This is a genomic window from Corallococcus carmarthensis, assembly GCF_003611695.1.
Lineage (GTDB): Bacteria > Myxococcota > Myxococcia > Myxococcales > Myxococcaceae > Corallococcus > Corallococcus carmarthensis.
In genome coordinates, this window is sequence record NZ_RAWE01000295.1 from 1 (window position 1) to 10,074 (window position 10,074).

Below are 10,074 nucleotides of genomic sequence, written 5' to 3' on the forward strand. Positions count from 1 at the left end.
GCGGGGCTTCCGTCGGAGGCGGGGGCTTGGGCGCTTCCGCGACCTTGATGGGCGGCGGCTTCACCGGCTTCACCTTCGGGGGCGGAGGCTTGGGCTCCTCCTTCTTCTCCTCCGGAGGCGGCGGGGGCGGCGGCTTCTGCACCTCCACCATGACCAGCTCCACCGGCTTCTGGATGGACGCGAGCTTGCGGCCCTCCAGGGTGGACAGGAACACGAAGGCCACTCCGTGCAGCGCGAGCGACACGAGGACGAACACGAGCAGGAACCGCGTGGAGCGGTCGCGCTGGGGGAGGGAGTCGAGGACCGCCTGGCTCATCTTCGCTCAGCCTCGGGTCAGGGCGTGGCGGGCGCGGCCCGGGCGGGGGACGCGTCCTTTTCGATGTTGAGGGCGAACTTCGCGATGCCCTGGCCCTTCACCACGTCGATGAGGCGCATCACGCGGCCGTAGGCGAGCGTCTGGTCCGCGCTGATGATGGCGCGCGTGTCCTTGTCCTTGGCGACAGCCTCCGTCACGCGGCGGGACAGGTCCGCTTCCGTCACCTCCGCGCCGTCGAAGTAGAGCTTGCCCTCCTTGTCGAGGACGACGTTCACCAGGCCCTGCACCGTCTCACCGCCGTTGGCGGCGCGGGGCAGGTCCACCTCCACCGTCTCGCGGACGATGAAGTTCGCGGTGACCATGAAGATGATGAGCAGCACCAGCACCACGTCCACCAGCGGGGTGACGTTGATGCCTGAGATTTCCTCGTCGCTGTCGTTCGCGCCGCCGGCCATGGGCTAGTTGCCTCCCGCGGCGCCCGGCTTGCGCGCCTTCATGGCGCCCACGAGCGCGTGGCCCAGGGACGTGGTGCGGCTGGTGAGCGTCTTCAGCTGGCGGTTGAAGACGTTGAAAGCCACGACGGCGGGGATGGCGACGGCGAGGCCCACGGCGGTGGCGACGAGCGCCTCGGAGATGCCGGCCATCACCGTCTGCTGCATGGCGCCGCCCTTGGCATTCATGGCGCCCAGGTCGTTGAAGGCCTTGATGATGCCGAGCACCGTGCCGAACAGGCCGATGAACGGGGCGTTGTTGCCCAGCGTGCCCAGGATGGACAGGCCGCGCTCGTACTGGGGGCGCTCGCGGGCGACGGTGGACGCGATGACCTGCTCCACGGTGTCGGGGCCCTGCGGCGCGGAGGCCAGGGCCTCGCGGATGACGGAGGCCTCCATGCCCTTCTGGTTCTTCACCTCACCGGCCACGGCGTCGAACTCGCCGCGCGCCAGGCGCACCGCCAGGGCCTCCGAGTTGGGCAGCCGGTGGCGCGAGAAGTAGACGGCGCGCTCCAGCATCACCGCGATGGAGACGATGGACAGGGTCACGAGCAGCCAGAGGACCCACTCGGCGCTGCCCAGCGTCACCCCGAGCAGCTTGCTGCTCAACCATCCGAGTTCGGGTTGGGCCGCCTGGGCCAGGAGGAAGAAGGACGTCATGTGGGAAATGCCCGGTTCAAGAGTGGGACCGCGATAACGCGCGGCGCAGTCTCTTGTTCCCCCCGACTCAAAAGTCAAATGGAACGGTCGCCAGTTCACCCGGGTGTCGCGCGCTGGTGGACGGGTGTGGCGGCGAGAGGGCGCGGATGTCGGATGGAGAGCACCGCGTGAGGCGACAGGGCAGGCATTGGAGCGCCTGCCCTGTGTCACGGATTCTCAGGGTCTGCGATTCGGGCTGGTGGTCTGCGCGGGGTCGCGCTCCACGACGGGGCCGATGATGGCGTCGATGCGGCGGAGCAGCTCCGCGTCCAGCTTCACGCCGGTGGCCTTCACGTTGTCGAGCACCTGCTCCGGCTTGGAGGCGCCGATGATGGCGGACGCGACGCTCTTGTTCTGGAGCACCCACGCGACGGACAGCTGCGCGAGCGACAGGCCGGCTTCCTGGGCCAGCGGCTTGAGCTGCTGGACGCGGGTGAGCACGTCGTCGGTCATGAAGCTGGTCATGAACTGAGCGCCCTGCTGGTTGGCGGCGCGGGTGTCCGCGGGAGGGGGCTTGCCGGGCAGGTACTTGCCGGTGAGCACTCCCTTGGCGAGCGGTGACCAGACAATCTGGCCCAGGCCTTCGGCGTCGGAGGTGGGGATGACCTTGGACTCGATGACCCGCCAGAGCATGGAGTACTGGGGCTGGTTGGAGATGAAGGGCACGCGCAGCTCGCGGGCGAGCTTCGCGCCGGCGGAAATCTGCTCGGCGGTCCATTCGGAGACGCCGATGTAGAGGGCCTTGCCCTGGCGGACGATGTCCGCGAACGCGAGCATGGTCTCCTCCAGGGGCGTCTCCGCGTCGAAGCGGTGGGCCTGGTAGAGGTCCACGTAGTCCGTCTGGAGGCGGCGCAGGGAGCCGTGGATGGACTCGATGATGTGCTTGCGCGACAGGCCGCGGTCGTTCTGGCCGGGGCCGGTGGGCCAGTAGACCTTGGTGAAGAGTTCGTAGCCTTCGCGGCGCTGGCCCTTGAGGGCGCGTCCGAGCACGGCTTCAGCCTTGGTACCGGCGTACACGTCGGCGGTGTCGAAGGTGGTGATGCCCGTGTCGAGCGCCGCCTTCACGCACGCGATGGCGGCGTCCTCCTCCACCTGGGAGCCATGCGTGAGCCAGTTGCCAAAGGAGATCTCACTGACCTTCAGGCCGCTGCGGCCAAGGAATCGGAAGTTCATAGGGGGCGGCAGCGTAATCGCCGCCTGCTGGGGTCGCTCGGAGTTTCGCGGTTTCTCGACAGCTGGAGTCGGACGGGCGACCGTCCACGGCGGGATTCGACCGTTCCCGGGCGTCGCTTGTGAACGGTGGGCCGGGTGTCCGACACTGGCTTCCACGCATGGCCGCCAGTGACGAACGCCGCTTCCAGTCCCTCGTGCTCGCGCCCATCCGGCGCGTGCAGCGGCGGCTCAACGCGGTCGCCTGGATCGGCGCGGGCCTTGCCCCTGTCTGGGCCACCGCCACCGCTTGCGTGCTGGCCCGGCTGCTCCTGCGCGGCCTGGCCGTCTGGGCCGTGCCTCCGCTCGTCATCGCGGGCCTCGTCTGGTGGTTCGTTCGCGCCCGCTCGCGCGGTGTGTCGCTGGAGTACGCAGCGGTGCTCGCGGACCGCTCCGCCAATGCTGGGGGCCTGCTGCTCACGCGCCTGGAGCGTCCTGTCGGCGAGTGGGAGCTGAGCCTCAATCAGTTCGCCCAGCAGGTGAAGCCTCCGGACGTTCCCTGGCGCAGGCCCGTAGGCGCGCTCCTGGGGGCGCTCGTGTTCCTCGCCGTGGGGTTCCTGGTTCCGCTCCCGGCGCTGCGCATGTCGAACATCAACGCCGCCGCCGCGACCCAGGTCGCCGCCGTGCAGGCGCAGGCCGAGGCCCTGGCCCGCGAGGAGCCCCTGGGCCCCGACGTCGAGGAAGAGCTGCGCCGGCTGTCGGAAGAGGTCGCCCAGGGCCGCTTCGACTCCGCGGACTGGGAGGCCTCGGATGCCCTGGAGCAGCGGCTCGCCGAACGCGCCTCCGAAGCCGCCGCCGAGCTCAACCGTGCCTCCGAGGCCGCCGCTGAACTGGAGGACGCCCTCGCCGCCGCGGGCAGCGCCGAGTCCGCCACCCGTGAGCGCGAGTCCCTGGAGCAGGCCCTGATGGCGCTCGATGCGCGCGCCAGCGGGAACGCGGAGGACTCCGCCGCTGGCGAGCAGGAAGCCTCCGCGTCCGAGCGGAACTCACAGGGCCAGGGCGCCGGTGATCAGAACGGTGGCGACAAGCAGGGCTCGCAAGGGCAGGGCGCGGGAGAACAGGGCGGCGACAAGCAGGGCTCGCGGCAGCAGGACTCTGGCGACCCGTCCCGTGAGGCCCAGGCCCGCGCTTCCGCTCGCACCCAGGCCTCCGGTTCGCCGGATCAGATCGCAGACCTGCGCCGCACACTGGAGCGGCGGCAGCAGTCGCTGGCCCAGCGCTTCGGAGAGGAAAACGCCTCGAAGGGGAACCGCGGCGCCCAGGCCCGGCGTCCCACCCGGCGTCAGCAATCCGGACAGGGGCAGAAGGGCCAGGGCCAGAAGGGGCAGAAGGGCCAGGGTCAGGACGGGCAGGGTGAGGGCGAAGGCGATGGTGAAGGTGAGGGCGAGGGACAGCAGGGCAATCAGCACGCGAGCCGTAACACGCGCCAGGGCGACGGCGCGGGCGTGAGCCGGGGCGGGGACAGCAATCCGCTCGTCTTCGGCGGCGAGGCGGAGATGGATCCGGAGCGGCTCGCGTTCCAGCCGCTGCCGGAGGGGAATGGCGGCGAGGCGGAGGAACTTTGGGGCCTTCGCGCCGCGGATCCGCAGGCCCGTACGGGGCAGGCGGGGCCGTCCAGCGCGAAGGGCACGGGCGCGAAGGGCGATGCGACGGCGGGACCGACCTCCGGTCCGCTGCTGCCTCGCAACCGCGACCTGGTGAAGCGGTACTTCGGTGGTCCGTAGTCCAGAAGGGGGAAACGACGTGGCAGCGGAGCTTCTGAGTCCCGCCGAAGCACAGGGCGCGGCGGACGTGGCGTCCCGGCTCAAGGCCGGGCTCAACCAGGTGATGCTCGACCAGGAGATGGTCGTCGAGCAGGTCGTGACGGCGGTGCTCGCCCGGGGCCACGTGCTCCTGGAGGGCCTGCCCGGCCTGGGCAAGACGGAGCTGTGCAAGGCCCTGGCGCGGCTGTTGGCGCTGCCCTTCCGCCGCATCCAGTTCACCCCCGACCTGCTGCCCGGCGACATCACCGGCACCTACGTGCTGGAGGGCGAAGCGCGCCGCGACTTCGTCTTCCGCGAAGGCCCCCTCTTCGCGAGCCTCGTCCTCGCGGACGAAATCAACCGCTCCAGCCCGAAGACGCAGTCCGCGCTGCTGGAGGCCATGCAGGAGCGGTCGGTGACGGTGCTGGGCCAGACGCGGCCCCTGCCCGACCCCTTCTTCGTGCTCGCCACGCAGAACCCCATCGAACTCGAGGGCACGTACCCGCTGCCCGAGGCGCAGCTGGACCGCTTCCTCTTCCGCATCCTCGTGCCTCCCGTGGGCGCGAAGACGCTGCGCACCCTGCTCACCACGCGCGTGCGCGGCGCGCCTCCCGCGCAGGAACCGGTGCTGGACGCCGAAGGGCTGTCGCGCCTGTTCGCCGCCGTGGACCGCGTGCACCTGCCCGGCCCTGTTGCGGACTTCATCGGCCGGCTGGTGGAAGCCTCCGACCCGCGCCAGCCTTCCGCCCCTGAACCCGTGCGCCGCTTCGTGCGCTTCGGCGCGAGCCCCCGCGCGGCGCTGGCCCTGGCCGCCGCGGGCCGTGCGCGCGCGCTGCTCGAAGGCCGGCCCAACGTGGGCTTCGACGACGTCGTGGCCGCCGCGCCCGCCGCCCTCAACCACCGCCTGGTGCTGGCCTACGAGGCGTCGCTGGAGAAGGTGTCCGCGCCGGACGTGGTGCGTGAGCTGCTCAAGGCCACCCCCGAGGTGCCTCGTGGCTAGCCGCGCGTCCCTGGCCGGCGCCGTGCTCCTGGGCGCCCTGCTCTGGACGGGCCTGCCGGGCGTCCACGGAGGAACGGTGGCGTTCGCGACCAGCCCGGTGGCGGTGGCGGCGGAGGCGGTGGAGACCGCGCCCCAAGGCAGCGGCTACCGCGAGGTGGTGGAGACGGCGGAGTCCTTCCCCGACCCGGGGGAGCTCGGCGAGGGGGACCTCAAGGCCACCGTGCGCACCCCCACGCTGGTGCCGCATCGGGGTTACACCCCCATCCAGGTGACGGTGCAGAACAGCGGTGGCCAGCCGCGGTCGGTGCGTCTGGCCATCTATTCGCCGCAGGGACGCGTCACGGAGCGCACGTTGGAGCTGGGCCCTCGCGAGCGGACCGTCACCTGGCTCCTGATGCCCGCCGACCTGCAGACGGGACAGCTGTCCATGGAGTCTCCCGGGCTGTATCCCAGCTCCAAGGGCTTCTACCTGGATAGCTACCAGGGCGCGCGCGTGATGGTGCTGGGCGACGTGAAGGCCTTCGAGACGGCGACCGGCATGAGCCGCGCGGTGGAGAACACGGAGCCGCTCGTCGCCGCGCGCTTCGTGGACCCCAGCATCGCGCCGCGCGAGCTGGCCGCGTACGCGGGCTACGACGCGGTGCTGGTGGCGGTGCCTCCGGACCAGGTGCCGGCTGACGTCTGGGCGGTGCTGGAGACCTTCGCCGTGAGCGGCGGCAGGCTGGTGCTCGGCCAGCCCCCCGCGAATCCGCGCCTGCACTTCCCGCTGCTCCAGGACGCGCAGGCGGAGCTGTCACCCTACGGCTTCGGCTCCGTGCGCCAGTTCCGCGCCTGCCGGACGCAGTCGCTGGGGTGCGGCATCAACCTCTGGGAGGACACGGAGCGGTCGCCGGCCATGGTGGTGCCCGCCGGCCCACCGCCCCGGTGGGAGCGCAATGACCTGCTGAGCGACGGGCGGCTGCCGCTGCTCTCCAGCGCCCGTGCGCCCGTGGGCCGCTTCCTGCTGCTCATCTTCCTCTTCTCGCTCGCGGTGGGGCCCGGTGGGTGGATGCTCGCCCGGCGCAAGGGGCCGCTGGCGGTGCTCATCGCCGTGCCCACGCTGGCGGTCCTCACGTGTCTGGGGCTGGTGGCGTGGTCGGTGCTGGTGGACGGCTTCAGCGTGCACGCCGCGCGCTACAGCGTCACGCTGCTGGACCGCGAGCGGTCTCGCGCGGTGACGGTGGGGCTCAACGCCTGGTACGCCAACCTCGCGGAGGAGAACGTGCGCATGCCCGCCTCCAGCGTGCTGCTGGCCCCGACGGCTCCCGAGGAGCCGCCGCGCTTCCTGGACTGGACGAACGGGCTGACCGTGAAGAACAGCTTCCTGCCCTCGCGCAGCTACCGCGAGTGGGGCGAGATCGCCGTGATTCCCTCGCGCGCGCGGCTGACGGCGCGCAAGGCGGACGGCGGCGTGCAGGTGCAGAACGCGCTGGGCGCTCCCCTGAAGGGCGGCACGTTGAAGTGGGACGGCCAGCTCTGGGCCCTGCCGGAGCTGGCGGACGGCGAAGAGGGGCTGGCCACGCCGAAGGACGCGGAGGGCGAGGACCTGTTGGAGCTCGAGCACGAGACGCGCATGCGCTTCCCGGGGGCGTTGACGCCCCTGACGCAGGACCTGGACGACGGGACGTTCGTGGCGAAGCTGGGCGGGCGCGGCTTCACGCCCACGGCGGCGATGGACGTGGAGCTGGAGGCCGCGCTGCACGTGGTGCGCGGTCAGGTCGAGGAGGCACGGCGATGAGTCTGCTGGAGGTGAAGGGGCTGCGGCGCGACTACGGGGCGCTGAGAGCGGTGGACGACGTGTCGTTCACGCTGGAGGCCGGCGGCATCCTGGGCTTCATCGGGCCCAACGGCGCGGGCAAGAGCACCACGCTGCGCATCCTGGCCACGCTGGACGTGCCCACCGCGGGCACGGTGCTGCTGGACGGCACGTCATTGGTGGACGCGCCGGACCGGGCCCGGCCGCTCCTGGGCTACATGCCGGACCGCTACGGCACCTACGACGACGTCACCGTGAGGGAGTTCCTGGACTTCTTCGCGCGCGCGTACGGATTGAAGGGCGCGCAGCGCACGCAGCGGGTGGACTCGGTGATGGAGTTCACGGGGCTGGGGCCGCTGGCGGGGAAGCTCACCACGGAGCTGTCCAAGGGCATGCGTCAGCGCGTGGCCCTGGGGCGCACGCTGCTGCACGACCCGAGGCTGCTGCTGCTGGACGAACCGGCGGACGGGTTGGATCCGCGCGCGCGCATCGAGCTGCGGGAGTTGCTGCGGGCGCTGGCGGATCAAGGCAAGGCGGTCATCATCTCCAGCCACATCCTCACGGAGCTGGCGGAGATCTGCGACAGCTGCGTCATCATCGAGCAGGGGCGCCTGCTGGCCCAGGGCAAGGTGGAGGACCTGCTGCGCCAGAGCGCGGGCCCATCCCGCGTGACGGAGCTGACGGTGCGGCTGGCGGCGGCGGGTGACGAAGGCGAAGCGCTGTGGACGCGCACGGAGCGCACGTTGCTGGAGCAGCCGCGCGTGAAGGACGTGTCGCGCGAGGGCGGCGCGCTGCGCGTGCGGCTGGAGCTGGAGGCGGACGCGGGGCCGGCGCAGGCGGAAGCGGCCGCGGCGTCGCTGCTCGCGGCGCTGGTGTCGCAGGGGCTGCCGGTGTGCGCGTTCAGCCCGCGCGAGCGCAACCTGGAAGACGCGTTCATGACGGTGACCAAGGGGAGGGTGGCGTGAGCACGCAAGCAAGTCCCGCGTCGGGCGCGACCGAGTCCGCCCCCTCGCCCGGCGTTCCCGCGATGACGTCCGGCCGCTGGGAGCGGTGGGGAGACCGGCTCAACCCGCTGGTGGTGAAGGAGGTGCGGCAGGGGCTGCGCACGCGCATCTTCTGGGTGTGCTTCGGGTTGCTGCTCGCGGCGTGCCTGGTGTTGTCGCTCATCGCGTTCGGGAACACGCACGACAGCACGTACACGCGCGAGGGCCGCACGTACTTCTTCTCCTTCTTCGTGTGCCTGGCGCTGGTGCACTTCGGCGTCATCCCCTTCAACGCGTACCGTTCGTTGGCGCGCGAGCGCGAGGACGAGACCTGGTCGCTGCTGCTGCTCACGGGGCTGGGGCCCCGGCGCATCCTGCGCGGCAAGGTGGCGTCCTTCCTGGTGCAGGCGGTGCTGTACGCGTCGGCGGTGGGGCCGTTCCTGCTGTTCAGCTACTTCCTCAACGGCATCGACCTGCCCACCATCCTGGTGGTGTTGCTCTTTGGCGGGGCGTGGATGGTGTTCCTCACGCTCGTGTCGGTGTGCGCGGCGACGCTGGCGGACAGCCGGATGGGACGGGCCGCGGTGCGGCTCGCGCTGGTGGGCGTGCTGGTGGTGACGTTCTTCCAGTCACTGACGCTCACGTACGTGGTGACGCAGGAGCGCGGCGCCAGCTTCACGTTCGACCGGGACTTCTTCCTGGGGCTGGGCGCGGCGTTCTGGCTGCTCGTGTCGGAAGGGTGGCTGGTGTTCGAGACGGCGGTGGCGCGGCTGTCGCTCGTGACGGAGGACTACACGCGCCATCCCCGGCGGGCGCTGGTGGTGCAGGTGGTCCTGACGTTCGTGGGGATGACGGCGATGTGGTGGCTCGTGGACCGCAAAGACGACATCCCGGGGGTGATGGGCATCCTCGGAGGCCTGCACCTCATCTTCGCCAGCCTCTTCGTGGCGACGGACGTGGACGGGCAGTCGCGGCCGCTGCGCGCGGGCACGCGGCCCTGGTCGCTGTTCAAGCCCGGGGCGCTGCGCGGCTTCCGGCTGTCGGTGCTGCTGCTGCTGGGATGGGCGGCCGGGTGCGCGGTGCTGCTGTGGTTCTCGGAGTCATCGTCGGGGAACCTGCGGGTGGCGATGTCGGTGATGGCGCTGGCGCTCTATGGCGTGCTGTACCTGTCGCTGGCGTTGCTGCTGGGACGCATGCCGCGTTCGGGGCGGTTCGCGTCGCCGGTGTCCGTGCGGTTGCTCTACGTCCTGGTGGGAGTCCTGGCGGCCGGTGTGCCGCCGCTGCTGGCGGTGTTCCTGAACCTGGAGGGGCGAGATGAGCTGCTCAACCTGCTCAACCCGGTGCTGGGGACGATGAACTTCGGGAAGTACGACTACAGCGACCCGAGCGGTCTCAAGATGCCACCGGAGCTGCTGCTGTGCGTGGCGCTGGTGGCGCTGCTGGCGGCGTTCGCGACGGACCGGGTGCTTGCGGACCGCGAGCGGCGGGCCCATCAGCAGTGAGCGCGATGTTGGATGAGGCGGAGGTGGCGCGGCTGGCGCCCGGGTTGGCCCTGGCGCTGCCGCGTCTGCCGCAGCGGGGACGGGTGGGCGAGGTGCGCGCCACGTCCGCGGGCAGCGCGATGGAGCTGCACGACTTCCGCGCGTATCAGCCGGGAGACGACCTGCGGCAGCTGGACTGGAACGCGGTGGCGCGCACGGGGGAGCTGGTGTTGCGCGTGCGGCAGGACGAGGTGTCGCCGCGCGTGGAGGTGATGCTGGACGGTTCGCGCAGCATGGGGTTGTCACCGCGCAAGGCGGCGGGGGCGCGCGAGGTGGCGCTGCTGACGGTGGAGGTGGG

At 71.3% G+C, this 10,074-nt stretch carries 9 protein-coding genes and 1 pseudogene; 6 read left to right on the plus strand and 4 right to left on the minus strand.

The annotated features are described in order from the left end of the window. The 4 genes and pseudogenes from D7X32_RS40600 to D7X32_RS40615 form a co-directional block, all read right to left on the minus strand. Window positions 1-316, minus strand: a pseudogene (locus D7X32_RS40600) (energy transducer TonB); the annotation flags it as partial. A gap of 17 nt (window positions 317-333) precedes the next feature. Continuing rightward, entirely contained in the window at window positions 334-771 is a 438-nt protein-coding gene (locus D7X32_RS40605) for an ExbD/TolR family protein (protein WP_120607880.1), read from the minus strand. A gap of 3 nt (window positions 772-774) precedes the next feature. After that, window positions 775-1,467, minus strand: a complete 693-nt coding sequence (locus D7X32_RS40610; protein WP_120607881.1) for a MotA/TolQ/ExbB proton channel family protein — start codon at window positions 1,465-1,467, stop codon at window positions 775-777. A gap of 216 nt (window positions 1,468-1,683) precedes the next feature. Then, a complete protein-coding gene (locus D7X32_RS40615) occupies window positions 1,684-2,679 on the minus strand; it encodes an aldo/keto reductase family protein (protein WP_120607882.1) in 996 nt (331 codons plus the stop codon). A 158-nt stretch (window positions 2,680-2,837) separates the two neighbouring features. Here D7X32_RS40615 and D7X32_RS40620 point away from each other — a divergent pair, with 158 nt between their 5' ends. From D7X32_RS40620 to D7X32_RS40645, 6 genes are all read left to right on the plus strand, one after another. Further along, a complete protein-coding gene (locus D7X32_RS40620; protein WP_120607883.1) occupies window positions 2,838-4,439 on the plus strand; it encodes a hypothetical protein in 1,602 nt (533 codons plus the stop codon). A 19-nt stretch (window positions 4,440-4,458) separates the two neighbouring features. Beyond that, a complete protein-coding gene (locus D7X32_RS40625) occupies window positions 4,459-5,457 on the plus strand; it encodes an AAA family ATPase (protein ID WP_171449435.1) in 999 nt (332 codons plus the stop codon). Next, window positions 5,450-7,234 (plus strand): hypothetical protein, encoded by a 1,785-nt coding sequence (locus D7X32_RS40630; protein ID WP_120607884.1) that lies wholly within the window; start codon window positions 5,450-5,452, stop codon window positions 7,232-7,234. Before D7X32_RS40625 ends, D7X32_RS40630 begins: the two co-directional genes overlap by 8 nt. Continuing rightward, window positions 7,231-8,217: an ABC transporter ATP-binding protein gene (locus tag D7X32_RS40635; RefSeq protein ID WP_120607885.1), complete on the plus strand. Its 987-nt coding sequence runs from the start codon at window positions 7,231-7,233 to the stop codon at window positions 8,215-8,217. The genes D7X32_RS40630 and D7X32_RS40635 overlap by 4 nt, the downstream gene beginning before the upstream one ends. Then, window positions 8,214-9,737, plus strand: coding sequence for an ABC transporter permease (locus D7X32_RS40640; RefSeq protein ID WP_171449438.1), 1,524 nt, complete (start codon window positions 8,214-8,216; stop codon window positions 9,735-9,737). The genes D7X32_RS40635 and D7X32_RS40640 overlap by 4 nt, the downstream gene beginning before the upstream one ends. Before the next feature lie 5 nt (window positions 9,738-9,742). Next, window positions 9,743-10,074: DUF58 domain-containing protein (locus D7X32_RS40645; RefSeq protein ID WP_171449439.1), on the plus strand; the 332-nt coding region annotated here is incomplete at its 3' end.

Coding starts and splice junctions, on each gene's coding strand:
- D7X32_RS40605 (WP_120607880.1), bottom strand. CDS start 771: ATGGCCGGCGGCGCGAACGACAGCGACGAGGAAATCTCAGGCATCAAC.
- D7X32_RS40610 (WP_120607881.1), bottom strand. CDS start 1,467: ATGACGTCCTTCTTCCTCCTGGCCCAGGCGGCCCAACCCGAACTCGGA.
- D7X32_RS40615 (WP_120607882.1), bottom strand. CDS start 2,679: ATGAACTTCCGATTCCTTGGCCGCAGCGGCCTGAAGGTCAGTGAGATC.
- D7X32_RS40620 (WP_120607883.1), top strand. CDS start 2,838: ATGGCCGCCAGTGACGAACGCCGCTTCCAGTCCCTCGTGCTCGCGCCC.
- D7X32_RS40635 (WP_120607885.1), top strand. CDS start 7,231: ATGAGTCTGCTGGAGGTGAAGGGGCTGCGGCGCGACTACGGGGCGCTG.